The organism is Sphaerotilus sp., from assembly GCF_031429695.1.
Taxonomy (GTDB): domain Bacteria; phylum Pseudomonadota; class Gammaproteobacteria; order Burkholderiales; family Burkholderiaceae_C; genus Sphaerotilus.
Window position 1 is genome coordinate 107,144 of record NZ_JANPAB010000080.1, and the last position, 25,022, is coordinate 132,165.

The following is a 25,022-nucleotide window of genomic DNA, read 5'->3' on the forward strand; positions in this document are numbered from 1 at the left end:
TCACACCCCCGCGCCCGCGAGGGCGTTCACGTCGCGCGCGGCCTGGCAGCGCTGCAGAAATTCCCGGTACCAGCGCGCACTGTCCTTGAGGGTGCGCTGCTGGGTGGCGTAATCGACATGCACGATGCCGAACCGCTTCTCGTAACCCGACGCCCACTCGAAGTTGTCGAGCAGGCTCCAGACCATGTAGCCCGCCATCGGCACCCCCTGCCGGAGCGCCTCGCCGACGGCGGCGATGTGCTGGGCGATGTAGCGGGTGCGGTCAGCGTCGTGGACACGGCCGTCGGTGTAACCGTCCTTGAAGGCGCCGCCGTTTTCGGTGACGAACATCGGCGGCACGGGATAGTCGTGGTGCAGCCGCACCAGCAGCTCGGTCAGCCCCTGCGGGTAGACCTCCCAATCCATGTCGGTCAGCTCGAACCCGCTGCGCCGCTTGTCCCAGGAACCGTCCGCGCTGACCACCGCGCGGGTGTAGTAGTTGACGCCCAGGAAATCCAGCGGCGCGGCCATCGCGGCCAAGTCCCCTGCTTCCATGCGCGGTGCGTCAGCGCCCAGAAACGCCAGCACGTCCGCCGGGTAGGCGCCCTTGAACAGCGGATCCATGTACCAGCGCAGCAGCAGGCCATCCTCCAGCCGCGCCCGCGCCTGGTCCTCGGGCGACGACGTGGCGGGCTGGACGGGCGAGAGGTTGAGCACAATGCCAAGCTGGCTACGGCAGCCCGACTGGCGCAGTGCCTGCAACGCCAGGCCGTGGCTGAGCAGCAGGTGGTGCGAGACCTGCATCGCGGTGGCGCGGTCGCGCACGCCGGGGGCGAAGATGCCGCTGTCGTGGCCGAGCATGGCCACCACCCAGGGCTCGTTGTGGGTGGTGATGCTGGCCACGCGGTCGCCGAGCCGCTCGGCCATGCCGCAGGCGTACTCGACGAAACGATGCACGGTGTCGCGGTGGGCCCAGCCGCCCTGCGCCTGCAACTCGCTGGGCAGGTCCCAGTGGTTGAGCGTCAGGTACGGCGTGACGCCGCGCTGCAGCAGCCCGTCGACCAGCCGGTCATAGAAGTCCAGCCCTTTCTCGTTCCAGGCCCCGCCGCCGCCGGGACGGACCCGGGGCCACGACACCGAGAAGCGGTAGGCGTCCACGCCCAGGTTGGCGATCAGGTCCAGGTCGCTCGGCCAGCGGTGGTAGTGCTCGCAGGCGGTGCGGCCGTCGCTGCCGTCGGCGATCACGCCGGGCTGGCGGCAGAAGTCGTCCCAGATCGAGGCGCCCTTGCCGTCCTCGGCGCTGGCGCCTTCGATCTGGAACGCGCTGGTGGCCACGCCCCAGACGAAGTCATCGGGAAAGGCCGCACTGGCCGCGGAGGTGTCGAGGGGGTCGGATGGCGTCATGGTGAGGGCAGGCAATGTCGAAAGAAGGTCACTTCACCGCACCCGAGGTCAGGCCGGAAATCAACTGGCGCGACGACACGGCGAACAGCAGCAGCAGCGGGATCGTGGCGATGGCCGAGCCGGTCATCAGCGCGCCCCACTCGGTGTCCACCGGGCTCTGCAGGCTGCGCAGGGCCAGCGGCAGCGTGTACATCTCGGGCGAGCGCATGACGATCAGCGGCCCCATGAAGTTGTTCCACGAGGCAATGAAGGTGATCAGGCCCAGCGTGCCCATCGCGGGCTTGAGCAGCGGCGCAACGATGCGGAAATAGATGCCCAGCTCGCCGCAGCCGTCCATGCGCGCCGCCTCGATCAGCTCCTTCGGGATCGAGGACAACACGAACTGGCGCATCAGGAAGATGCCGAACGCGCTGGCGGCACCGGGGATGTACAGCGCGCGCGGCTGGTTGATCCAGCCCAGCAGGTCCATGATCATGAAGGTCGGGATCATGTTCATGAACGACGGCAGCAGCATCGTGGCCATCACCAGCCCGAACAGCGCGTTCTTGAAACGGAACTCGAACAGCGCAAACGCATAACCGCCCATCGAACAGAACAGCAGCGTCAGGGCCGTGGAGACCAGCGCCACGTACACGCTCCAGCCCAGGCTGCGCCAGAACGGCACCCGCTCGGTCAGGATCCTCAGGTTGTCCAGGAACGCATCGCCAAAGAACAGCGGTGGCGGCAGGCTGAAGATCTCGGTGCGCGTATGCGTGGCAAACACGAACATGAAATAGAACGGCGCGAGCATGACCAGCGCGCCCACACCCACGAGCCCATAGGCGGCCCAGGGGGCCAGACGGTCGGTTTTCATCAGAGCGACTCCTCGTTCCGCAGTCAGGCCGAAGGGCCACGGGGGCGGAAGGCCCGGTTGGTCATCCACGTCAGCACGGCCACGACCACGAACAGCAGCCATGACATCGCGCTGGCGGTGCCGAAGTCGTTGAAGTCGAAGGCGGTGCGGTAGAGGTACATCGCGCTGGTCATGCCCGCCTGGTCGGAGCCGCCACGCCCGCCGGTCAGGATGAAGGGCTCCTCGAACAACTGCAGGCCCCCGATCACGCTCAGCGTCACCCCGAAATAGATCATTGGCCGCAGACTCGGCAGCGTGATGAACCAGAACTGCTGAAGCCGGCCGGCGCCGTCCATCGAAGCGGCTTCGTAGAGGTCTTTCGGGATAGTCTGCAGCGCCGCCAGGTACAGCACCACGTTGAACCCGACGTAGCGCCAGAACACGATCAGCGACACGGCGGGCTTGATGTTGTCGGGCTTACCCAGCCAGTCGATGCGCCCCTCGGGCAGCAGCCAGCCCAGCCCCGGCACCTGCCGCAGCCCCTCCAGCCCGACGTTGATCAGCCCGAAGTCGGTCGAAAACAGCGAGCTGAACATGATGGCGATGGCCACCGTGGAGGTGATGTAGGGCAGAAAGTACGCCCCCACCACACCGTCCCGCAGTCGCTTGAACGACGAGTGGATGAAGTACGCCAGCGGGATCGCCACCAGGTGCTGCGGCACGCCCGAGGCCAGCGCGAGCCAGCCCGTGTTCTTCAGCGATTTCCAGAACCACTCGTCCGTCAGCGCGAAGCTGAAGTTCTCCAATCCCACAAACTTCATCGCCGCAAGGCCCCGGGTCGGCTCCCATGTCACGAAGGCCAGCGTCAGGGAGAACAGCAGCGGAAACAGCCCGAACACGATGAACAGGATCAGGAACGGGCTGATGAACACATACGGCGCCCACCGAGGGGACAGGCGCAGCGCGACAGGGAGCTTCATGGCGAGGCCGATGGCAACAAGGGACGTGTGGGGTGGTGGGCGCGAGTCGGACGACGGCTCAGCGGCGAGCGCGGCGCTCCAGCAGCTTCTGGGCGTCGGCAAGCGCAGTCGGGATGTCCTTGCCCTGGTCGAGCACCTTGTCGAGTTCGGTGTTGACCACCTCTTCGGCGAAGGCGTCGAGTTCATGCACCGCCACGGCCTTGATGTTGCGCGAGGCATCGCGCCACAGCACACGCGCCTTCTGGCCGCCGAGGAACTCGATGGGCTGGTCGAAGAACGCATCGTTGTGCGTGGCCAGCAGTGCCGGGAAGGCGTCCTGGGACTTGAAGGCACTGATCTGCACGTCGCGGTTCAGCGTCATCATCTGGATCAGCTCCCAGGCCAGCGCCTTGTTGGCGGCGGGCGCCCCCTTGGGGATGGCGTAGAACGTCCCGCCGTAGGCCGCCCAGGCGCCTTCCGGGAGCTGCGCGGCGCGCCACTGGCCCTTGGTGCTCGGGGCCAGCCAGTTGTTCAGGTGGCCAGCCAGCCAGGCGCCGGTCATCTGCGTGGTGAGTGTGCCGCGCTTGAAGCCTTCGCCCCACTCGTTTGACCAGGCGGCGATCTTGGCGTCCAGCTTCTGCTCTCGCACCTTGCGCGCCAGCTCGAACGCACGCACGAAACGTGGCGTGTTGACCAGCACCTGCGATTGGCTGTCCAGGTACAGGCCCTCGCCGGGCTGGATGCCGATGCGGATCAGGATGTCCTTGATATCGCGGGCATGGGCCATCAGGTAGGCACCCGTCCCGGCCTTGATCTTGACGCCCGACGCCACGTAGCTGTCCCAGGACTTGGTCAGCTCGGCTTCCGTCACACCGGCCTTGGCCAGGATGTCGGTGCGGTAGAGCAGCGTGCCGGGGCCGATGTCGGCCGGTACCGCCGCCACCGCGCCGCTGCGGCTGGTGGCCTGGTCATAGGCGTAGGACACGAACTGGGATTTGAACTTCTGCACCCCGTAGGCGCTGCCCGCGAGGTCGTCAAGCCCACCGCTCTGCGCGAACCGGCCGACGTAGCCGATCTCCAGCGCCATCACGTCCGGTAGGTAGGACGAGGTGGACAGCGCGGTCGTCATCGCCGTGTGGTGATCGGTGAACTGGCGGCTGACGACCTTGATCTCGACGTTCGGATGCTTGGCTTTCCAGGCGGGAATCGCCGACTTGACGATCTCGTCCACGGCAGGGAAGGCCGCCACGGTCAAGGTCTGCTGGGCCTGGGCCTGCTGGGTCAGCATGGCTGCCAGCAAGCCAACGGCGAAGGCCACGGGTCGGGCGGTCGATCCGCGGGCCTGGTGCGTCGGGTGCGTCTGGTGTGTCAGGGTCGTGCGCGGCATGGTCATCTCCTGTGTGCAGTGGGGGCGGTGTGAATGCTCGTCTGGAATCATGTGCTTGAAATTGCTTTATGAAAGCGCTTTCAAAATATAGAGTGGCACCGTCTGCCTGTCAATCGAGGGAAACCGAGGGGGTGGCGCTCGGGCCGTTGCGGCCCGAGGAGGCGCCAGTCAGCGCAGCCGCTGAGAGGATTCGCGCGCGATCACCTGAGGCACAGGCACTTCGACCACCGGCTTGTCGCCGCGCAGCAGCTGCAGCATGGCCGTGGCCGCCAGGCGACCCATCTCGACCGCGGGGTGGCGGACCGTGCTCAGGGGCGGCAGTGCATACGCCGACTGCGCCAGGTCATCGAAGCCGACGATCGAGATGTCATCCGGCACCCGCAGCGCGCGGCGATACAGCCCCAGCGCCGCCCCCTGGGCCATCTGGTCGTTGGCGGAAAAGATGGCCGTGAACCGGCACCCACTGTCCAGCAAGCGCTCGACCGCCAGCCGCCCGCTTTCCTCGTAGTAGCGGCCCGACACCACGAGCGCCGGGTTGTAGGCCACCCCAGCCGCTTCCAGCGCCGCGCGGTAACCACGGTGCCGTTCGGTGGCGTCGGGGTGCCCGTCGTCGCCCGCGATGAAGGCGATCTGCCGGTGCCCAAGGTCCAGCAGGTGGCGGGTGGCGAGCTGGCCGCCTTGGAAGTTGTCGAAGTTCAGGGCGAACAGCCCCGGCGCCTTGAGCGCCCGCCCGGTCACGACCACGGGCAGCGTCTTGGCGCACGCCTTCAGTACCTTGTCGCTGAGCCGGCCGGTGAGCACGATGATGCCATCCACCCGGCGCGAGCGCAGCACGTCGATGCAGCGGGCTTCCTGCACCGCGTCCCAGTGTCCACTGACAAACAAGGGGCTGTAGCCATCCGGTGCCAGCGCTTCCTCGATGCCACGCAGCGCGCCACCGTAGAACGGGCTGTCGATGGACTGCGTGATCACCCCGATGCTGAACGTGCGCCCGCCGGCCAGGCCGCGGGCGATCGGGTTGGGCACAAAACCGAGCTTGGCGATGGCCTCGTTGACGGCCTGCTTCTTGGCCTCGCTGACCACGGCGGTGCCGTTGAGGATGCGAGAAACAGTGCTGGGTGACACCCCGGCGGCTTGCGCCACCATCTCCAGCTTGACCACCATGGCACCCGCTGGGGCCTTCTCGTTGTGCTTCATTCGTCCAGAGCCCCAGGGGCGATTTGACTGACCAGCGACAAAAACTTTATCGCTGGCCGGACATGATATCGGTTTCAAGGGGGCCGACCGGGCCCGCTCAGGTCACCGCGACCAGTGGATGGCGTCCACGTAGAGCTTGGTCGTGTGGCCGCTGTTCTGGGCCTTGCCGGTGTTGGCGTAGCGGTCCGCGATCACGAACGGATTGGTCACCTTGGTCAGATCCAGCCTGGACTTGGTGGTATCGGTCATCCCGAAGGCCATGGCGCCTCGCGGCGTGATCGCGCTGATCGGGATGGAAACCGTGTGCCAATTGCCGTCGTTCAGGTAGCCGTACTCGCCCGGTTGAATGGCAAGGTACACGTCATAGGCACTGCCGGTGGTCGCCACGCCGGTCAGGAAACCGACCTCGATCGCCCCCGGGTAGGTCGTCTTGAGGCTGAAATTGAGCTTGCCGGTGGCGCCGAACTGGCTCAGGTCCTCGGCGGTGGTCGGCAGGCTCAGCGCCAGGCCCCAGCCCCAGCTCGCGGGCTTGGGCGTGACCTCGATGCTGTTGACCAGGTCGGCCGGATCGGCGGTGGTGGCCACTTCCGTGGCGAAGCCGGTCGTGCCGTTGTCCCAGGCGTTCCACACCGCCGCCTCGGCGGGCTTGGCCTCGTTGAAGGTCGCGGTGTTGGCGTACAGGGTGTAGCGGCTGGCCGTGACCGTGCCATTGCCCGTCAGCGGGATGTAGTACAGCGCGTCAGCGGCGGTGTAGGTGCCCGACTCCCAGGTGGTGGCCGGGTAGAGCCCCTGGACCACGTAGCGCGCCTGCCGGCTGACGTTGAACAGGCCCCACTTGTCGTCCGCGCCCTTCCACGGCTCGTCGAAGGCTTCGAAGTAGAAAATCGTGGTCGGGCCGGCGCCGGACGTGTGCGCGGTGTTGCTCCAGGCGGTCAGGCGGTCGAAGTACATCTTCTGGTTGACCGGGTGGGCACGGAACGACTCGCCCCCCGAGGCGACGGCCTTCCAGCCGGTTTCCCCGATCACGATCGGCATGGCGGTCTGCCCGATGCTGTCCAGGTAGGTGCGCACGGCGGTGTAGTCCTTGCGGGCCGCAGCGATGGCTGCGTCCATCATCGCAGTCGCTCGGGTGGCGGCGGGCACGCTCGCCTGCTGCCAGTCCCACAGGGCCGCGTTGTAGACGCTGTCGGCCAGCGGATAGGTGTGAACCGCCGCGAAGTCGATCACGTCGGTGATCGTGCGGGGCGCGCTGGCGTAGAAGGCCCAGTTGTCATCGGTCGTCACCGGCTGGGTGATCGCGTTGCGCACCGTTGTGATGAACCCGGCCATCGTCGCCGGGGCGACCGGGTTGAACGACCAGTTCACCATCGTCTCGTTGCCGACGCTGACGGCCAGCACCACGTCGCTGTACGCCTTGGCCAGCGCGATGCCACGGGCGACCTCGGCCTGATTGAAGGCGTCGTTGCCGTTGACGATGTAGATGCCAAGCATCACCTTGAGGTCCAGCCCGTTGTCCTTGATGACCTGCAGCGTCAGCTTGGCGACCGCGTCGGAGCTGTCGAACAGGCGGATCAGCCGAAACCCGCCGGCCACCAGCAATTGCAGGTCTTGCTTGACGTTGGCGGCGGTGACGGTTTCGGTGTCGCGATTGGTCGAGCGGAAGGGCGAATACGACACCGCCTTGCGGCTGGAAAATTCGGCGCTCAGCGGGCGCAGGGCCACGCCCGTGGCGGGCACCTCGCCGCCGCCACCACAGGCAACGACCAGCAGCGCGGTGACCAGCGCCATCACGGTGTGAATGAGTCGGGAGAAACGCAACATGACCTGGGATTCCTGTGGTGTCAGAAGGTGTAGACCGCGCCTGCGCCGAACCAGTTGCCATTGCGCGTGACGCGCGAATCGACGTTGGTGAACGCTGCGTTGCCGGGCATCGACATGGGGGACAGGCCCAGGCGGCGGAAATGCACCATGCCGGCGAACCCGTAGAAATTGATGCCCTGCCCGTAGTCGTAGCCCAGCCCCAGCGTGTTGACGAGTGCCGAGTTGCTCTGGCCGCGCTCGCTGGGGTTGTCGGTGCTGGCCTGGCCCAGGTAGGTCATGCCGGTGTAGGCGGTCCACGGCCCGGTGCGGTAGCGCAGGCCCAGCATCAGGTCCACCGAGGTGGCGGCGTAACCCGGGTTGGCCACGCCGTTGAGCGTGCCGTTCCAGTTCACGTTGAACATGTTGTTCCACTGCGCCGAGGTGCCCGCCTGGGTGATCACGGCATAGGCGCCGCTCCAGCGGTTGCGCCGAATGCCGCCGGAGACCTCCAGGCTGTTGGTCACCTGGTAGCGCGCCATCAGCATGGCGATGCTCTGGCCGGAGCCGCCGACCTTGGTGTCGTCGGCCGGGTTGGCGGTCGGGCCGGTGAACGGGCCGTGGCTCCAGGCTTGCGGGTTGCCGTTGCGCGTGTCCTGGTACATCGCGTCCATCACCAGGTCGCCCCGGTGGTACTGGGCGTACAGCTCCAGGAACCGCGGTTTGTGGACCTTGAAGGCGGTGTTGCCCTGGTCGTAGGTGGCTTCGAGTACCAGGTCGCCGTCTGCGACATCCAGCAGCCGCGAGGTGTAGCGGATCGCGCGCTTGAGCAATCCGTAGCCGGCACCGCTGGCGCCCCAGACATCCGCCACGCCCACATTGGAGCCATAGGGGTAGTCGGCCACGCTCCAGGTGCGCGTGGTCATGGCCCCGAGGCGCAGGCTGCCCCAGTCCTCGTGGCTCAGCGCCACGTTCTTCTCGTACAGGAAGCCGGGGATGTCGGTGTCCCCGTCGCGCCAGCGCTGGCTCAGCAGGCCCGAGAGCTTCACGCCGTAGCCCAGGTCGAACTTGGCGGCCAGGTAGGGCTGGAACAGCACGACATGGGTCGTTTCGGTGCCATAGCTGCGGCCGGGCACGACCTCATCCGCCCAGAACCGCTGCTTGTCTTCGGCCGGGAAGCGCTGGCAGTTGGGGCAGTGGTTGCTGCCCTGCTGGGCCTCGGCCTTGGCAAAACCGGTCAGGCTGAACGGCCCGAAGTCGAGAGCGTGGCCCGGACCTGAGAACAGCCAACCGGCCGCCACCAACGCAAGCGAAGCCCACCGCACCGGCGAATGCGCAAGATGGACCCGAGGAGCGAGCGCAGCAGGCAGGAGAACGTTTTGCATGGTGGTCTGACAGATGGACACGAACACAAAGATTTGAAAGCGCTTTCATGAGCGTAGTCATTGTCATCCCCAGCGTCAACTGCTGCCGTCCCCGTGTTTTCCCGAGCCCCTCGACGCAGTCCCAACATCGAGGGTAAACCTGCGGATTGATGTTTGAAAGCGCTTTCATTATATTGGCGCCACGGGTCTCAGCCCGACCCGAAGGAACCGGACATGAAGTTGATCCATGGCAGCTGCCTGGCCGCGCTGCTGGGCCTGGGCAGTGCCTCTGTCACGCTGGCCCAGCCCGTCAAGGCGGGGGCAGGCACCTATTTCCTCCAACCCAAGGCGGGCGACAAGCCCCCCCCGGCCGCTCCGCGGCGCACCGACGCCCTGCTGAAGCAGGCTGCGCCCACCAACCAGTGGTACTCGTCCCTGATGTTCAGCGACCAGCCGGAGGTGATCTACGCCCAGCCGCTGACCATCCTGGCCACAGCATCGGGTCTGGAAATGGCGCTGGCGCGCAAGGAGGTGGTGCCCACCGAGCGCCGCGATGTCGAAATCCACTACCCGCACCGCGACCCGCTGCGGATCTCGCCGGTCGCGTTCGAGCCCGGCCCGGCGCGTCTGGCCAAGGCCACCGACTGGGCCATCGACATCGACCAGTCGCGGGGTAGCGACCAGATGCTGGTGACCGTGGCGCATGGCAGCCCCTACGCCTCGTTCCGGATCTCGCGCGGCGATGTGCGGGTGCAACTGCCGGCGGCGGCGCAGCGCCTGGAGTCGGGATCGGACCCGCGGGTGCTGGCCCTGCGCGTCAAGGACCAGCCTTACGCACTGTTCGGCCCCACCGGCGTGCGCTGGGAACAGGTGTCGCCGACCGAGTGGATCGGCCACCTGCCGGAAGGCAAGGGCTACCTGGCCGCCGCCGCCCTGCCCGACGAGCAAGCCCAGACGCTTCAACTGTTCACCCGGCACGCCTACGCCTTTGTCGAGGACACCCGCGTGACGTGGCATTTCGAGGTCGCCACCAGCCAGGTCGAAACCACCTTCCAGGCCACCACCCGCAGCATGGAAGGCCCTGACCACGGGCCACTGCTCGGGCTGTATCCGCACCACTGGTTCCGGAACGGCACCGTCGAGGGCCGCCTGGGGCCGGCGTTCGAGACCCTGCGCGGCCAGATCCGCTTGCTGCCGGCCACCGAGTTCAAGACACGCACGACCTACGGTGGTTTCGTGCCGTACTGGCCCGCCGTGGCGGCCGACACACCGCGCCTGGCCGATCTTCGCGACCTGATGAAGACCGACCAGCGCAACGCGCGCCGGATGATGCTGGAGATCGGCAACGGCGCGTACTGGCAGGGCAAGGGCCTGCAGCGCATCACCCAGTTGATGAGCGTGGTGGAGCAGCAAGGCGATCTGGCCGGCCGCGACCAGTTGCTCAAGCTGACCCAGAAGCGCATCGAGTCCTGGTTTAGCGGCGACAGCCAGAAGACCTACTTCCACTACGACAGTGGGTTGGGCACGGTGGTGGCGTACCCGGAGGAGTACTTCGCGGTCCAGCAGATGAACGACCACCACTTCCACTACGGCTACTGGATCCGCGCGATGGCTGACATCGCCCTGCGCGACCCGGCCTGGGCGGCCAAGGCGCAGTGGGGTGGCATGACCGAGATGCTGATCGCCGACATCGCCACCATGCAGCGTGGCGGCAAGGACTTCCCCTTCCTGCGCAACTTCGACCCCTACGAGGGGCATTCCTGGGCCTCGGGCATCGGGCTCGGGCCGCACGGCAACAACCAGGAATCGTCCTCGGAAGCCGTCAACGCCTGGGCCGGGCTGATCCTGTGGGGCGAGATCACGGGCAACCACGCGCTGCGCGATCTGGGTGTCTACCTCTACAGCAGCGAGATCGAGGCCCTCAACCACTACTGGTTCGACCTGCACGGCCTTGTCCTTGCACCCGAGTACCTGGCCAAGAACGTCGAGGTCAGCATGCTGTTCGGCGGCAAGTACGCCCACAACACCTGGTGGACCGACGAGCCGCGCCAGATCAAGGGCATCAACCTGCTGCCGCTGACCTCCGCGTCCGGCTACCTGGGGCGCGATCCGCAGTACGTCAAGCGCAACCTGGGCGCACTGCCGGCCGAGATGGCGCTGCACGCCGCGCGTGGCAAACGGGCCGATCCACCCGACATCTGGCAAGACCTCTTCACCAAGTACCTGGCGCTGGCCGACCCCCAGGCGGCGCTGGCGGGCTGGGACCGCTGGGGCTCGGTCGAGTTTGGTGACACACGCTCGCACACGCTGCACTGGCTGCTCAGCCTGAACGAGATGGGCACGCCCGACCCGACCGTCACCGCCGACACCGCGCTGTATTCGGTGTTCCGCCGGCCGGATGGCGCACGCACCTACCTGGCCTACAACGCCACGCCCTCCCCGCTGACCGTGCGCTTCAGCAGCGGTCGGACCCTGACCGTTGCACCAAATTCACTTTCCACCCACAAGGAGACACAGCCATGACCACCACGCACACATCCACTCCCAAGCATTGCACGCTGTCGGCGCTGTCACTGTCGATCGCGGTCCTGCTGTCGGCTTGTGGCGGCGGGGATGCCACGGCCCCCGACACCCCCGTGGTCACCGACACCACCCCCCCCACCGTGGTCGTCACCAACAACGTGAGCGGCACCACGGCCAGCGGCAACGTCACCTTCACCTTCACCTTCAGCGAGGATGTCGGCACGAGCTTCACCACCGACGACATCGTCATCACCGGCGGCACCAAGGGCACCTTCACCCGCGTCAGCGGCACCCAGGCCACGCTGGTCGTCACCCCGACAGCCAACACGACCGGCAGCATCGGCGTGAGCCTCGGCGCTGGCGTCTTCGCCGACACCGCCAACAACGCCAACACGACCGCCACCACCGCTTCGCAGGCCTACAACACTGTCACCGCCGTCGCCTCGACCACCCTGGTCAGCTTCAGCGAAACCACCGCCCCGGTGCTGACCGGCTTCGGTGGCGCCGAAGACGCCAGCGTGGTGGCTGACCCGGCCGATGCCACCAACAAGGTCGCCAAGATCGTCAAGTCCGCCACGGCCGAGTCGTGGGCGGGCGCCACGGTGTCGATCTGCCCGAGCCTGGCGCTGGTCAAGCTGCCCTTCAGCGCCACGGACACCAAGGTGACGGCGCGGGTGTGGTCGCCGGACGCCAACATTCCCGTGCGACTGAAGCTCGAAGACGCCGCCGACGGCACCAAGTCGGTCGAGACCGAAGCCACTGTCACGACCGCTGCGGGCTGGCAGACCCTGACCTTCAACTTCGCCAACCCGGCGACCAGCACCGCCGCCCTGAGCCTGACCAACACCTACAACAAGGCGTCGGTGTTCTTCAACTTTGGCAAGACCGGCGCGCAGGTCGGCTCCGCCAAGACCTACTACCTGGATGACCTGACCTTCGTCGGTTCCACCTTCGCCGTGACCTGCCCGGCCCCCACCGGCAAGGCCCAGAAGGATGGACTTGTCAACTTCGACGAGACCGCTGCGCCGACCCTGACGGGCTTTGGCGGTGCAGAAGACGCCAGCGTGGTCATCGATCCGACCAACCCCGCCAACAAGGTCGCCAAGATCGTCAAGTCCGCCACGGCCGAGCTGTGGGCGGGCACCACGGTGTCCCACCTGGCCAACCAGGCCATCGCCCCGATCGCCTTCAGCGCCAGCAACACGACCATCACCGCCCGGGTCTGGTCACCGGATGCCGGCATCGCCGTGCGCCTCAAGGTGGAAAACGCCAGCGACACGACCAAGTCGGTCGAAACCGAGGCCACCACCACGGTCGCCGGTGGCTGGCAGACCCTGACCTTCAACTTCGCCAACCAGGCGACGGGAACCGCCGCGCTGAACCTGGCCACCACCTACAACAAGGCGTCGATCTTCTTCAACTTCGGCAAGACTGGTGCCCAGGTGGGCAGCGCCAAGACCTACTACCTCGACGACCTGCAGTACACCGCCGGTGCCGCCACGACCACGCCCGTGTCGAGCCTGCCCGTCACGTTCGACGCCAGCGCCGTCACCTACACGCTCACGGGTTTCGGTGGGGCGGAAGACTCCTCGGTGGTCACCGATCCGGTGACGGGCTCGGGCAAGGTCGCCAAGGTGGTGAAGTCGGCCACCGCCGAGTTGTGGGCTGGCACGACGGTGTCGACCGGCGCGAATCTCTCGATCGCCACGCTGCCGTTCTCGGCCACCGCCAAGACGATGACGCTGAAAGTGTGGGCACCGGCCGCGGGCATCCCCGTGCGGCTGAAGGTGGAAGACGCCGCCGACGCGACGCACAGCGTTGAAACCGAAGCCACCACCACGGTCGCAGGCGGCTGGGAAACGCTGAGCTTCAACTTTGCCAGCCCGGCATCGGGCACTGCGGCGTTGAACCTCACCTACACCTACAACAAGGCGTCGGTGTTCTTCAACTTCGGCAAGACTGGCGCGGCGGGCGGAGCCGGCACCTACTACTTCGACACGCTGAGCATGCCCTGAGGCCCCGGCGCTCGGGCCGTGTCAACGGTAGCCACTGAACTGTTTCATCGTGGCCGCCGTGTCCTCCGGCCCGAGCCCGGCCGCCACCCACGCCCGGTGCAGCTCGCTCACCAGCCCGCTCACCGGCAGCGGCAGCCGCGCCCCTTGCGCGAACGCCTGCACCGCTTCGAGATCCTTGAGCATGTTGTCGATGCGCCCGGTCGGCGTGTAGTCGCGCCGGGCCATCTTGGGGCCGAACTCCTGCAGGATCTGGCTGTCGGCGCGCCCGCCGGCCAGCGCTTCGGACAGCCGCGTCGCGTCCACCCCACCCGCTTCGGCCAGCCGCACGGCCTCGGCCACCGCCTGGAACCCGATCGCGCAGAGCAACTGGTTCACCAGCTTGGTGGTCTGGCCGGCGCCGGTCGGGCCCATGTGGGTGTAGTTGGCGCAGAGGCTGTCCATCACGCGCCGCGCCTGCGCCACGTCCTCGGCGCTGCCGCCGGCCATCACCGTCAGGCGGCCGAGCAGGGCCTTCGGAGCACCACCGGACAGCGGCGCATCGACCCAGCCCATGCCGGACGCTTCTCGCAATTGCTGCGCGAGCCGGCACGTGGACGGCGGGTCGATGGAGGACATGTCGATCAGCAGCCGCTCGGCGCTGGCGGCCTCGGCCACGCCACCCGGCCCGAACACCGCCGCCTCGACGATGGCCGCCGAGTTGAGGCTGGTGATGACAAATTCGCTCGCGGCGGTGGCCTCTGCGGCGCTGGCAGTAGCGTGAGCGCCGAGTGCGACCAGCGCCGCGACCTTCTCGGCGTCACGGTCGTACACCGTCACCCGGTGACCAGCGTCGAGCAGGCGCCGGCTGATGGCCGAACCCATGATCCCGACGCCGACGACGGCAACCGCCGGCAGGGACGCGGTGGAAGTCGTGTCGTCACGCATGGCGCCGCTCACAGACTCGCCGTGATGCCGCCATCCACGTACAGGATGTGCCCGTTCACGAAGCTCGATGCGTCAGACGCCAGGAAGATCGCCGCCCCGCCCAGTTCCTCCACGTCGCCCCAGCGGCCCGAGGGCGTGTGCGCGGTCAGCCAGGCGGTGAAGGTGGCATCGGCGACCCGCGCGCTGGTGAGTTCGGTCTTGAAGTAGCCGGGGCCGAGGCCGTTGACCTGGATGCCGTGCTTGCCGAGGTCGATCGCCATGCCCTTGGTGAGCATCTTCACGGCGCCCTTGGTCGCGGTGTAAGGCGCGATGCCGGGGCAGCCGAGTTCGCTCTGCACGGAGCAGACGTTGAGGATCTTGCCCCGGCCCCGCGGGATCATGCAGCGCGCCACCGCCTGCCCGACGAGGAAGACGCTGTCGATGTTGGTGGTGGTGATGCGGTGCCAGGCGTCGAGCGGGAACTCGGCGAACGGCGCCCGGTGCTGCATGCCGGCGTTGTTGACGAGGATGTCGATCGGGCCGACCTCCGCCTCGATGCGCGCCACGCCGGCCTGCACGGCGTCGGCGTCCGTCACGTCGAACGCGTAGGCATGGGCCTCGATGCCCCGCTCGGTCAGCGCCAGCCGGGTCGCCTCCAGCCGGTCCGCATCCCGGGCATTGAGCACCACGCGGGCGCCTGCGGACGCCAGCGCACACGCCAGCGCGAGGCCGATGCCCTTGCTGGAGCCCGTGATGAGGGCGGTGCGGCCCGTCAGATCAAAGAGGTTATTCATCATACGAAAGTAACGTCAATGCCCGAAAACGTCAACCTGCGAAACCCGTCTTGTCGGCCCGGGTCCCGTCGCTATAGTGCCCTGCACACCCCAGGAGACCCGGATGCTTGACGACACCACGACCGGCCGGCCACTGCGCCTGCGCTGCCGCTGCCTGCTGATCCACGCACCGGACGACCTGCGCGTCGAGGAGCAGGACGCGGGCGAGATGGCCGCCGGGCAGGTGACGGTGCAGGTCGGCATGGGCGGCATCTGCGGCTCGGACCTGCACTACTTCCACCACGGCGGCTTCGGCACGGTGCGCATCAAGCGGCCGATGGTCCTGGGCCATGAGGTCGCCGGCACGGTCGTCGCAGTGGCACCGGACGTGACACGGGTGCAGGTGGGCGACCGGGTGGCGGTGAACCCGAGCCGGCCATGCGGGGCGTGCAAGTTCTGTCTGGAGGGCCTGCCGAACCAGTGCCTGGAGATGCGCTTCTACGGCAGCGCGATGCGCGATCCGCACGTCGAGGGCGCGTTCCGGCAACTGCTGGTGTGCAACGCGGTGCAGTGCGAGACGGTGGCGCCGGGGGTGCCGCTGATGCTGGCGGCGCTGGCCGAGCCGTTCTCGGTCGGGCTGCACGCGGTGTCGCGGGCCGGGTCGCTGCTGGGCAGGCGGGTGCTGGTGTCGGGGTGCGGGCCGATCGGCTGTCTGGCGATTGCCGCGGCCCGGGTGCATGGCGCGGCCGAGATCGTCGCGGTGGACGTGACCGACGAGACGCTGGCGGTCGCCCAGGCGATGGGCGCCGACCGCACCCTCAATGTCGCCACCGACACGGACTGGGTGTCGCGTTACAGCGCCGACAAGGGCAGCTTCGACGTGATGATCGAGTGCTCGGGCAACGAGCGGGCGTTGCGGGCCGGGCTGGACGTGATGCGCCCGCGGGGCGTGGTGGTGCAGCTCGGGCTGGGCGGGGACGTGAACATCCCGCAGAACCTGATCGTCGCCAAGGAGCTGAGCCTGTGCGGGTCGTTCCGCTTCCACGCCGAGTTCGCGCTGGCGGTGCGGCTGATCAACGAGGGGCGGGTGGACCTGCGGCCGATGGTGACGCGGACCTTCCCGCTGGAGCAGGCGCGGGAGGCGTTCGAGCTGGCGGGTGATCGGCGGCGGGCGATGAAGGTGCTGATCGACTTCGACGCGCTGACGCCGGCACCGGCCGCCACCGCCTGAGCGACAGCGACGCACCGCTCACCCCAGTTCGTCGAAAGGCAAGGCCGCGCCGCTCAGCAAGTCCTGCATCAGTTGCGCGTGGTCCGCCCGATGGTTCACGCTCAGCTCCAGTCCCAGGGGGTCGGTCGTCTCGACGTAGCTGTAGGAGCCGCCCGGGTAGTACCCGACGTGGTACGGCAAGCCGACGCCGATGTCGGCCAGCGTCTGCTGGAACACCTTGCGGTCACCGACCTGGACGCAGAAGTGGAAGACCCCCGGGCCTCGGCGGTCCAGGAAATCACGCCACGGACTCGGCCCCGGACCCGGCTGCATCAGCTCCAGCACAAAGGCACCCAGGTCGTACTTCGCGACCTGGCAGTCCGTGTAGTCGGCGGGTTGGCCGTGCGTGTAGTGGAGGATGCCACCGGAAAAGATGACCTCGACGGCCGCTTCAGGCCGGTCGAGAACCCTGGCCCAGTTCGCATTGGCTTTCTGCACGTCGTTCACGACGAGGCAGATCTGGAAGACGGTGTTGCTGGAGGCCATGTCGGGTGTGCGTTGTGGTGCTGTGCTGCAGATTCGAGAGCCTACCGGTGTCCGCCCCGCTCAGGTGCTCTCCCGCGCCACGACGTGGAACGGCACCTTCACCGTCTCCGCCGCCAGCACCTGCCCCGCCCGCCCGGCTTCGATGGCCCGCAGCATCAGCTCCCCCACCGCCCGCCCCATCCCGGCGCAGTCGATCGCCACCGTCGTGAGGCGCGGATGGCAGTTGCGGCTGACCTCGAAGTCGCCGAAACCGGCGATGGCCAGGCGCCCGGGCACGTCCCAGCCGCGCCGCTGGCACTCGGCCAGGGCGCCGAACGCGCACAGGTCCGACACGCACACCGCCGCGTCCACGTCCGGCCACTGCTGGACGAGCTGCGCCACCGCCTGCGCGCCCTGCGCCATCGACACGGGCGGCTGGCCGAAGGAGATCACGCGCCCTTCCGGCAGGCCGAGCGCCCGGACCGCTTCCGTGTAGCCGCGCCGCCGGTCGGCGCCCCGGGTGTCGCGGTTGGAGGTGCCGCCGAGGAAGGCGATGTCGCGGTAGCCGCTGGCGTGCAGGTGGTGGACCAGCGCGACCGTGGCCTCGGCGTTCGAGAAACCCACCGTGTGGCCGATCGGTTCGTCCGGCAGATCCCAGGTCTCGACCACCGGGATGCCGCTGGCGATCAGCATCGCGCGGGCCTGCGGCGTGTGCGTGCCACCGGTCAGCACGACCCCCTCGGGCCGGCGCGCCAGCATCTCGCGCACCAGCCGCTCCTCGGTGTCGAGCCGGTAATCGGTGTCGCCCAGCAGCAGTTGCAGGCCGGCGCCTTCGACCGCCGCCGCCAGGCCGTGCGCGGTCTCGGAGAAGCTGGAGTTGTTCAGCGACGGGATCAGCGCCGCGATGAAGCCCGAGCGTTTGCTGGAGAAGGTGCGCGCCGTCTTGTCGAGCACGTAGCCCATCTCCTCGCAGGTGGCGAGGATGCGCTGGCGCAGGGCCTCGGACGTGCTGCGGCCCCGGCTCTCGCTCGCGTTGAGGGCACGCGAGACCGTCATCTTCGACACCCCCACCCGCGCCGCCACGTCAGCCATCGTCACGGGGATGCGCTGCGGTTCAGGACGATCGGGACGGTCGGAAAGGATCACGGGCTTGGTCATTCCGCCATTCTAGGTACCGATACAGGTACCGATACCAGCGAGAACTTTCGCACGCGGGAAAACACCAGTTACCGGTAACCAGTGCAGTCGCACAATCGTGTCGTTCCTCCCTGGAAAGCTGTCCGATGTCGCCTGTGCCCCTCCACATCCACGTACACGACCCCCGTTTTTCCGCCGTGGCCGCCGGTGCTGGTGCGCTGGAGCGGCTGTGTACCGGCGCGGTCTGGAGCGAAGGCCCGGTGTGGATCGGCGAGGCGGGGGTGCTGCTGTGGAGCGACATCCCGAACAACCGCATGCTGAGCTGGCACGCCGAGCGCGGCATGGCCGTCTGGCGCGACGCGGTGGAGTTCACCAACGGCCATGTGCGCGATCTCGACGGCGCCCTGCTGCACTGCTCGCACGGCCAGCGCGCCATCGTCCGCACCCGGCTCGGCCCGGACGCGCAGGGGCTGCACGACGAGGTACTGGTCGATCGCTACCAGGGCCGGCGCCTGAACTCGCCCAACGACATCGTGGTGAAAAGCGACGGCACCCTCTGGTTCACCGACCCGCCCTACGGCATCCTCTCCAACCACGAGGGGCACCAGGCCGAGAGCGAACTGGGCCACTGCTACGTCTTCCGCTTCGACCCGCGCGACGGCTCGCTGCGCATCGTCAGCGACTTTCTCGAACACCCGAACGGCCTGGCCTTCTCGCCGGACGAGTCGGTGCTCTACGTCTCCGACACCTCGGCCGCCGTGCGCACCGATGGCAGCGGGAACCACCACATCGTCGCGTTCGATGTGGTCGGCGGGCAAGACCTGGCCAACCCGCGGGTCTTCGCCGTGGTCGCACCGGGGCTGGCGGACGGCTTCCGGCTCGACGTGGCCGGCCTGCTCTACACCAGCAGTGGCGACAGCGTGCAGGTCTACCACCCGGACGGCACGCGGCTGGCCGTGATCCCGGTGCCGGAGAAGGTCGGCAACGTCTGCTTCGGCGGCGCGGCGGGGAATGAGCTGTTCATCTGCGCCAGCACCTCGCTCTACCGCATCCGCCTGAACACCCGGGGCGCCACCGCATGACGACCGCCCCGGGCCGCCCGCCGCTGCTGCGCTTCGAGGCGGTCAGCAAGCGTTTCGGCGGCACGCAGGCGGTGGACCGGGTCAGCCTGGACGTGTTCGGCGGCGAGATCCTCGCGCTGCTGGGCGAGAACGGCGCGGGCAAGTCCACGCTGATCAAGCTGCTGGCCGGCATCTACCCCGCCGACAGCGGCGAGATCTTCGTCGACGGCCGCCCGCAGGCGCAGTGGCGCAGCCGCGACCGCCTGCGCCAGCCGGTCGCCTTCATCCACCAGGACCTGGGGCTGGTCGAGTGGATGACGGTGGCGGAGAACGTCGCCATCGGCATGGGTTATCCGCGTCGCTTCGGGTTGATCGACTGGCGTGCGGCGGACGTGGTGGCGCGGCGGGTGATGGCCCGAGTGGGCTGCGACATCGCGCCGGACAGAAGGGTGTTCTCGCTGACACGGGCCGAGAAGTCGCTGCTGGCGATCGGGCGGGCGCTCGAAGTGCAGGCCAAGCTGCTGGTGCTCGACGAGCCATCCGCCAGCCTGCCGATGGCGGATGTGGAGCGGCTGTTCGGCGTGCTGCGCGGTCTGCGGGCACAGGGCGTGGCGATGGTCTACGTGTCGCACCGGCTCGACGAGGTGATGGCGCTGTCCGACCGCGCCGCCGTGATGCGCGACGGCAAGCTGGTCGCCACCGAGGTGACGGCGCAGACCTCCGAGCACACGCTGGTGAACCTGATCGTCGGCAAGACGCTGTCGGCGTCGGTCCCGAAGGCACGGACGCCCGAGGCCGCGGCCCAGGGCGAGCCGGTGCTGGCGCTGGACGGTGCGGCCAGCGGCAACGCCGGGCCGGTGAGCCTGCAGGTCCACGGCGGCGAGGTGGTCGGACTCGTCGGCCTGCGCGGCGCCGGGCAGGAGGCGATCAGCCGCGCCGTCTTCGGCCGCGAGCCGCTGGCAGCGGGCACGATGCGCCTGCTGGGACGCGCCGTGCGGCTGAACAGCCCGGCCGAGGCGATCCAGGCGGGGGTGGCCTGCGTCGCCAGCGAGCGGCTGGAGGAAAGCCTCGCGCCGTCGATGTCGGTGCTGGAAAACCTGTTCCCGCACCCTGCCCTGCACGGCGACGGCGGGTTCTCGCTGCAGCGCCGCCGCCAGGAACGCGACCGTGCGCAGCAGTTGATTGGCCGCTTCGACATCAACCCGCCCGCGCCCGACGCCGAGGTGCAGCAGCTCTCCGGCGGCAACCAGCAGAAGGTGGTGCTGGCGCGCTGGTTCCACCTCGACAAGCCGCTGACGCTGCTCGAAGAGCCGACCGCCGGCGTGGACGTGGGCGCCAAGCGGCAGATCTACGCGCTGCTGAAACACAAGGCCGAGGCCGGCGGCGCGCTGCTGGTCGTGTCCACCGATTTCGAGGAGGTGGCCACCGTGTGCAACCGCGTGCTCGTCTTCCGCGACGGCCTGATCACCGCCGAGCTGCGCGGCGCGGAGATCACCGTCGCCCGGCTGCTGTCCACCGCCGCCGGCGCCACCCTGTCATCCGAGTCCGAGGAAATCGCCGCATGAGCAGTTCGATCCAATCCACGGCGCTGGAACCCGATCCGTCGCTGGACGGCCCCGCCCCGACGCTGGCGCAGCGGATCGGCCGGGCGCTTCCGGTCTACGGGCTGGTGGGGCTGACGGGGCTGCTCGCGCTGCTGTTCTCGGTGCTGCTGCCGGACACCTTCCCGACGCTGTTCAACCTGCGCGCCATCCTGTCGGACAAGTCGGTGATCGCGCTGCTGGCGCTGGCGGCGACGATCCCGATGATCACCGGCAAGATCGACCTGACCGTGGGCTACGGCATCGTGCTGTGGCACATCCTGGCGATCAGCCTGCAGACGCGCATGGGGCTGCCCTGGCCGGCGGCCGTGCTGGTGGTGCTGGCGTGTGCGGCGCTGTGCGGGCTGCTCAACGGCTTGCTGGTCGAGCGGGTGCAGATCGATTCCTTCATCGCGACGCTGGGCACCGGCACCGTCATCTACGCGCTGGCCATGTGGCACAGCGGCGGCCGGCAGGTGGTCGGCGAGCTGCCGGACGGCTTCGTGGCGATCGCCGGAGGCAATTTCCTCGGCCTGCCGGTGGCGGCGTTCTATGTGCTGGTGGTCAGCGTGGCGCTGTGGCTCGTCACCGAGTTCACGCCGCTGGGCCGCGCGCTCTACGTCATCGGCGCCAACCCGAAGGCGGCGCAGCTCAATGGCATTTCGGTGCGCCGGCACGTGATGGGCGCGTTCATCGCGTCGGGCGTGCTGTCGGGGTTTGCGGGCGTGCTGCTGGCGTCGCGGCTGCAGATCGGCCAGGCCAGCGTCGGACTCGAATTCCTGCTGCCCGCCCTCGTCGGCGCCTTCCTCGGCTCGACCACGATCCGGCCGGGGCGCGTCAACGTCTGGGGCACGCTGGTGGGGGTCGCGATCCTGGCCATCGGCATCTCGGGCATCCAGCAGTTCGGCGGCGCCTTCTACGTGGAGCCGCTGTTCAATGGCATGACGCTGCTGGTGTCCATCGGCATCGCCGGCTGGGCGCAGCAGCGCCGCAACCGCTCCATCAAGCGCCGCATCGCCGAGCGGCAGCTTGCCACCTGATCGCTTTGACCGTTTGACCGTTCCCACCCACCCCAGAAGGAGACGACGATGACCCCGATCCGCATGCACCTGGCCCTCGGCCTCGTTGCGCTGGCCTGCAGCAGCCTCACCGCGCCAGCCCACGCCGACGACTTCCTCGACGCCGCCAAGAAGAAGATCGCCACGGCGACGATGACCAAGGAGACCTGGGACGGCCCCACCACCGGCCCGAAAGCCGTCGCCAGCAAGACCCTCGTCTTCGTCGCCGCCGACATGAAGAACGGCGGCATCGTCGGCGTCTCCAAGGGCGTCGAGGAAGCGGGCAAGGCCATCGGCTGGAACGTCCGCGTGATCGACGGCCAAGGCTCGGTCAGCGGGCGCACGGCCGCGCTGAACCAGGCGCTGGCGCTCAAGCCGGCGGGCATCGTGGTCGGCGGCTTCGACACGACCGAGCAGAAGGTCGCCTTCGACAACGCCGCCAAGTCCGGCATCCCGCTGGTCGGCTGGCACGCGGGGGACAAGCCCGGCCCGAACGAGAAGGCGGGCCTGTTCGCCAACGTCACCACCGTGACCGACGACGTGGCGGACATCGCGGCGTCGTGGGCGGTGGTCGATTCGGGTGGCAAGGCGGGCGTGGTGATCTTCACGGACTCCCAGTACGCGATCGCCGTCTACAAGGCCCGCGCGATGGAGGCCATCATCAAGAAGTGCGGCGGCTGCACGGTGCTGAGCTTCGAGGACAGCCCGATCGCCGACAGCGCCACCCGGATGCCGCAGCTCACCACCTCGCTGCTGCAACGCTTCGGCGACAAGTGGACCCACTCGCTGGCGATCAACGACCTGTACTTCGACTTCATGGGCCCGTCGCTCACGGCGGCCGGCAAGAAGGGCGATGGCAACCCGAAGGCGGTCTCGGCCGGCGACGGCTCGGAAGCGGCCTACCAGCGCATCCGCACCAGGCGTTTCCAGGCCGGCACCGTGCCCGAGCCGCTGAACATGCAGGGCTGGCAGATCGTGGACGAGATGAACCGGGCGTTCAGCAAGATGGCGTGGTCCGGCTACTCGCCCAAGGTGCATCTGGTCACGGCCGAGAACGTCGCCAAGGACGGCGGGCCGAAGAACGAGTTTGATCCGGACAACGGGTACCGGGACCAGTACAAGCGGATCTGGGGCAAGTGAGCTGCCGCTGACCGGTTGACCTGATCCATGACAAAGGGGCGCCGAAGCGCCCCTTGTCACGTCACCGCCGCAGTGCCGGTGTCAGCGGGCGATCGAATCACTGGTCTCCAGGTTCGAGGCCGGCACGTAGCTGTAGCCGCTGCGGGTCACGCTGGTCACCGTGAAGGTGAAGGTGCCGCGGGCGGTCTTGGACGATGTGGGCGACGTGAAGGTGGCCACGCCATTCGTGCCGGTCACGACCGATGCCCTGGTCTGACTGACGATGCCCGACCAGTTGCCGGTGACGGTGGCGCCGGACACCGGCAGGCCGTTCTTGTCGAGCACCTTCACCGCGGCCTGGGCGTTGGCCGTGCCGGACTTGGCGACCGTCAGCGACATGGCGATGTTCCCCACGCTCATCGCCACGGCGGCCGGGCCGACCGTGACGGTGACCGCGCTGGTGGCACTGAGGCCGCCGTTGTCGGTCACCAGAAGCTGGGCGGTGTAGGTGCCGGCCGTGCTGTACACGTGGCTGGTGGTCACGCCCGTGGCGCTGGTGCCGTCCCCGAAGGTCCAGTTCCAGCCCGCGATGCTGCCGCCCGGGTCACTCGACCCCGCGCCCGAGAAGCTCACGGTCAGTGGCACGGTGCCGCTGGTCGGCGTGGCGCTGATCACCGCGGTCGGGGGGGTGTTGCCCGGGGTGTAGAAGTTCACGCCCAGGGCGTACTGGCCGACACTGCCGTAGTTGCTGTAGCCAGTCGAGAGGGGATCGCCCTTGCCCGTGCCCTGGACCGACACGTAGTAAGTACCGGCCAGCGGCACCGTCACGGACAGCGTCGCGTTCAGCGCATCGACCGGGTTGGCAGAGGCCAGCACCGTGCCGGCGCTGTTGCGCAGCGTCACCACCGCGTCCAGGTTGGCCGACCGTGCCGCCGGCGTCAGCGTGACGTTGACCGGACCCGCTGCCGCCGAAAAGGCGAACACGTCGACATCGGTCGGGCGTTCGATCACGCCCTGCGAGGACACCGTCGTGACTCCCCCGCTGCTGGTGCCGACGAGCACGGTCGCCGTCGCGTTCGTGTCGCCATGGTCATCGACGCGCAGCGGCAGGCCATTGCTCTGCGCCACAGCGTAGTCGTCCTGGGTGTTGTTCGCGCCGAGGTACTCGCCCTTGCTCCACTGCACCAGCGACTGGTAGTACCCCACCCCCATGATCGGCGCCCAGCCAGTGGCGCCGCTGCCATGGCCGCTGTAGTAGCCGGTGGCAGAGGTACCGTCATGCGACAGGCCCATGTTGTGGCCCGCCTCGTGCGAGATGGCCTCGGCCACGTATTTCTCGTTGCCCGAGCCGAGCTTGTCGTAGAACACGAGGGCGGGCTTGTAGTACTCGCCCGTGTCGTCGAAGACGCCCACGTAGGCGACGCCACCACAACTGCAGGAGTAGACACCAGCGCTGCTGGTGACGAGCACCGTCGTGCCGAAGGTGGTGTCGGTGCTGTCGGTGCGGGCGATCTGATCGGCCGGGACGGCTTCGGTGGTCACGTTGACATCGAAGGGCGCGTAGTCCTCGGCCACGCGCTGCCAGATGTACTGGATGCGCTGCAGCTCGGTGGTCGAGAAGCTGTACGGAATGCCGTCGAGGTCGAAGGGCAGCGCCGTGATCGTCGAGACGCTCGAATTCCAGGCCGTCCCGGTGAGCGTGGCGCCCTTGAAGTTCAGGTAGATGGTGCGCTTGGCACCGGGGCGGCTGTGCAGCAGGAAGGTCTGGTCCAGTGGCGCGAGGGTGCCATCCAGCAGGCCGGTGCTGGCCGCGGAGGCCGGCGTCGCCGGCAGCGGCGCATCCAGTTCGTCGACAGAGAACAACCGCCCGCGCTGGTCGAGACGCATGCGCCGGTCATTGAGCAGCAGGGACTTGAACTCGTCTGGCGACTTGCGGTACCACGCCGCCACTTCCGGAAGACGGGGGCCCAGCAGGTCGATCGCACGCTGCCCGCCCGAGTGGCGATCCTGCAGGGTCACCTGCGGGAAAGATCCCTTCTGGACATGGGGCACGACAGGCTTGGCGCTGCCAGCAGCCTGCGCCGCCCCCCCTGCTGCGGCCAGACACAGGGCCAGCAATTTCACGAAAAATCTCATTCAATACCCCTCGGAAGCACAGTTTTGTTGACGTTTTTCAAAAGAAAATATTGCCACTCTTCC

The 25,022-nt window shown here is 68.1% G+C and carries 19 protein-coding genes; 7 read left to right on the forward strand and 12 right to left on the reverse strand.

Annotation, left to right across the window (positions count from 1 at the left end):
• The 7 genes from RMP06_RS15960 to RMP06_RS15990 form a co-directional block, all read right to left on the reverse strand.
• Positions 1–1,383 carry a GH1 family beta-glucosidase gene (locus RMP06_RS15960; protein WP_310462778.1) on the reverse strand — a complete coding sequence of 461 codons (1,383 nt, stop codon included), beginning with the start codon at positions 1,381–1,383 and terminating at the stop codon, positions 1–3.
• A 28-nt stretch (positions 1,384–1,411) separates the two neighbouring features.
• Positions 1,412–2,236, reverse strand: coding sequence for a carbohydrate ABC transporter permease (locus tag RMP06_RS15965; RefSeq protein ID WP_310462779.1), 825 nt, complete (start codon positions 2,234–2,236; stop codon positions 1,412–1,414).
• Positions 2,237–2,259: 23 nt separating this feature from the next.
• Positions 2,260–3,195, reverse strand: coding sequence for a carbohydrate ABC transporter permease (locus RMP06_RS15970; RefSeq protein ID WP_310462780.1), 936 nt, complete (start codon positions 3,193–3,195; stop codon positions 2,260–2,262).
• Between the two features lie 58 nt (positions 3,196–3,253).
• Positions 3,254–4,561, reverse strand: a complete 1,308-nt coding sequence (locus tag RMP06_RS15975; protein WP_310462781.1) for an extracellular solute-binding protein — start codon at positions 4,559–4,561, stop codon at positions 3,254–3,256.
• Positions 4,562–4,729: 168 nt separating this feature from the next.
• Positions 4,730–5,758 carry a LacI family DNA-binding transcriptional regulator gene (locus RMP06_RS15980; protein ID WP_310462782.1) on the reverse strand — a complete coding sequence of 343 codons (1,029 nt, stop codon included), beginning with the start codon at positions 5,756–5,758 and terminating at the stop codon, positions 4,730–4,732.
• Between the two features lie 102 nt (positions 5,759–5,860).
• Complete coding sequence (locus RMP06_RS15985) at positions 5,861–7,579, reverse strand: glycosyl hydrolase family 17 protein (RefSeq protein ID WP_310462783.1); 1,719 nt, start codon at positions 7,577–7,579, stop codon at positions 5,861–5,863.
• Positions 7,580–7,599: 20 nt separating this feature from the next.
• Positions 7,600–8,940, reverse strand: coding sequence for a porin family protein (locus tag RMP06_RS15990; RefSeq protein WP_310462784.1), 1,341 nt, complete (start codon positions 8,938–8,940; stop codon positions 7,600–7,602).
• A 213-nt stretch (positions 8,941–9,153) separates the two neighbouring features.
• Here RMP06_RS15990 and RMP06_RS15995 point away from each other — a divergent pair, with 213 nt between their 5' ends.
• Complete coding sequence (locus RMP06_RS15995; RefSeq protein ID WP_310462785.1) at positions 9,154–11,442, forward strand: glycosyl hydrolase; 2,289 nt, start codon at positions 9,154–9,156, stop codon at positions 11,440–11,442.
• A complete protein-coding gene (locus RMP06_RS16000; RefSeq protein ID WP_310462786.1) occupies positions 11,439–13,457 on the forward strand; it encodes an Ig-like domain-containing protein in 2,019 nt (672 codons plus the stop codon). Before RMP06_RS15995 ends, RMP06_RS16000 begins: the two co-directional genes overlap by 4 nt.
• Before the next feature lie 21 nt (positions 13,458–13,478).
• Here the strand turns inward: RMP06_RS16000 and RMP06_RS16005 are convergent, their stop codons facing one another.
• Positions 13,479–14,381, reverse strand: coding sequence for an NAD(P)-dependent oxidoreductase (locus RMP06_RS16005; protein ID WP_310462787.1), 903 nt, complete (start codon positions 14,379–14,381; stop codon positions 13,479–13,481).
• Between the two features lie 8 nt (positions 14,382–14,389).
• Positions 14,390–15,157, reverse strand: a complete 768-nt coding sequence (locus tag RMP06_RS16010) for a glucose 1-dehydrogenase (RefSeq protein ID WP_310462788.1) — start codon at positions 15,155–15,157, stop codon at positions 14,390–14,392.
• A gap of 130 nt (positions 15,158–15,287) precedes the next feature.
• Here RMP06_RS16010 and RMP06_RS16015 point away from each other — a divergent pair, with 130 nt between their 5' ends.
• Positions 15,288–16,364, forward strand: coding sequence for an L-idonate 5-dehydrogenase (locus tag RMP06_RS16015; RefSeq protein WP_310462810.1), 1,077 nt, complete (start codon positions 15,288–15,290; stop codon positions 16,362–16,364).
• 18 nt (positions 16,365–16,382) lie between these two features.
• On the opposite strand, the gene RMP06_RS16020 is transcribed toward RMP06_RS16015, so the two are convergent.
• Positions 16,383–16,889, reverse strand: a complete 507-nt coding sequence (locus tag RMP06_RS16020) for a VOC family protein (protein ID WP_310462789.1) — start codon at positions 16,887–16,889, stop codon at positions 16,383–16,385.
• A gap of 60 nt (positions 16,890–16,949) precedes the next feature.
• Complete coding sequence (locus RMP06_RS16025; protein ID WP_310462811.1) at positions 16,950–17,960, reverse strand: LacI family DNA-binding transcriptional regulator; 1,011 nt, start codon at positions 17,958–17,960, stop codon at positions 16,950–16,952.
• Between the two features lie 191 nt (positions 17,961–18,151).
• Here RMP06_RS16025 and RMP06_RS16030 point away from each other — a divergent pair, with 191 nt between their 5' ends.
• From RMP06_RS16030 to RMP06_RS16045, 4 genes are all read left to right on the forward strand, one after another.
• On the forward strand, positions 18,152–19,087 hold the full coding sequence (locus RMP06_RS16030; protein WP_310462790.1) for an SMP-30/gluconolactonase/LRE family protein: 936 nt from the start codon (positions 18,152–18,154) through the stop codon (positions 19,085–19,087).
• Positions 19,084–20,631, forward strand: a complete 1,548-nt coding sequence (locus RMP06_RS16035; RefSeq protein ID WP_310462791.1) for a sugar ABC transporter ATP-binding protein — start codon at positions 19,084–19,086, stop codon at positions 20,629–20,631. Before RMP06_RS16030 ends, RMP06_RS16035 begins: the two co-directional genes overlap by 4 nt.
• Entirely contained in the window at positions 20,628–21,686 is a 1,059-nt protein-coding gene (locus RMP06_RS16040) for an ABC transporter permease (RefSeq protein ID WP_310462792.1), read from the forward strand. The genes RMP06_RS16035 and RMP06_RS16040 overlap by 4 nt, the downstream gene beginning before the upstream one ends.
• A gap of 63 nt (positions 21,687–21,749) precedes the next feature.
• Positions 21,750–22,844: an ABC transporter substrate-binding protein gene (locus tag RMP06_RS16045; protein WP_409050184.1), complete on the forward strand. Its 1,095-nt coding sequence runs from the start codon at positions 21,750–21,752 to the stop codon at positions 22,842–22,844.
• Between the two features lie 81 nt (positions 22,845–22,925).
• Here the strand turns inward: RMP06_RS16045 and RMP06_RS16050 are convergent, their stop codons facing one another.
• Entirely contained in the window at positions 22,926–24,947 is a 2,022-nt protein-coding gene (locus RMP06_RS16050) for a PKD domain-containing protein (RefSeq protein WP_310462794.1), read from the reverse strand.
• Positions 24,948–25,022: the final 75 nt, after the last annotated feature.

Bases quoted from the DNA above. Each gene is read 5' to 3' on its own strand.
- RMP06_RS15960 (WP_310462778.1), bottom strand. From the start codon at position 1,383: ATGACGCCATCCGACCCCCTCGACACCTCCGCGGCCAGTGCGGCCTTT.
- RMP06_RS15965 (WP_310462779.1), bottom strand. From the start codon at position 2,236: ATGAAAACCGACCGTCTGGCCCCCTGGGCCGCCTATGGGCTCGTGGGT.
- RMP06_RS15970 (WP_310462780.1), bottom strand. From the start codon at position 3,195: ATGAAGCTCCCTGTCGCGCTGCGCCTGTCCCCTCGGTGGGCGCCGTAT.
- RMP06_RS15975 (WP_310462781.1), bottom strand. From the start codon at position 4,561: ATGCCGCGCACGACCCTGACACACCAGACGCACCCGACGCACCAGGCC.
- RMP06_RS15980 (WP_310462782.1), bottom strand. From the start codon at position 5,758: ATGAAGCACAACGAGAAGGCCCCAGCGGGTGCCATGGTGGTCAAGCTG.
- RMP06_RS15985 (WP_310462783.1), bottom strand. From the start codon at position 7,579: ATGTTGCGTTTCTCCCGACTCATTCACACCGTGATGGCGCTGGTCACC.
- RMP06_RS15990 (WP_310462784.1), bottom strand. From the start codon at position 8,940: ATGCAAAACGTTCTCCTGCCTGCTGCGCTCGCTCCTCGGGTCCATCTT.
- RMP06_RS15995 (WP_310462785.1), top strand. From the start codon at position 9,154: ATGAAGTTGATCCATGGCAGCTGCCTGGCCGCGCTGCTGGGCCTGGGC.
- RMP06_RS16000 (WP_310462786.1), top strand. From the start codon at position 11,439: ATGACCACCACGCACACATCCACTCCCAAGCATTGCACGCTGTCGGCG.
- RMP06_RS16005 (WP_310462787.1), bottom strand. From the start codon at position 14,381: ATGCGTGACGACACGACTTCCACCGCGTCCCTGCCGGCGGTTGCCGTC.
- RMP06_RS16010 (WP_310462788.1), bottom strand. From the start codon at position 15,157: ATGATGAATAACCTCTTTGATCTGACGGGCCGCACCGCCCTCATCACG.
- RMP06_RS16020 (WP_310462789.1), bottom strand. From the start codon at position 16,889: ATGGCCTCCAGCAACACCGTCTTCCAGATCTGCCTCGTCGTGAACGAC.
- RMP06_RS16025 (WP_310462811.1), bottom strand. From the start codon at position 17,960: ATGGCTGACGTGGCGGCGCGGGTGGGGGTGTCGAAGATGACGGTCTCG.
- RMP06_RS16030 (WP_310462790.1), top strand. From the start codon at position 18,152: ATGTCGCCTGTGCCCCTCCACATCCACGTACACGACCCCCGTTTTTCC.
- RMP06_RS16035 (WP_310462791.1), top strand. From the start codon at position 19,084: ATGACGACCGCCCCGGGCCGCCCGCCGCTGCTGCGCTTCGAGGCGGTC.
- RMP06_RS16040 (WP_310462792.1), top strand. From the start codon at position 20,628: ATGAGCAGTTCGATCCAATCCACGGCGCTGGAACCCGATCCGTCGCTG.
- RMP06_RS16045 (WP_409050184.1), top strand. From the start codon at position 21,750: ATGCACCTGGCCCTCGGCCTCGTTGCGCTGGCCTGCAGCAGCCTCACC.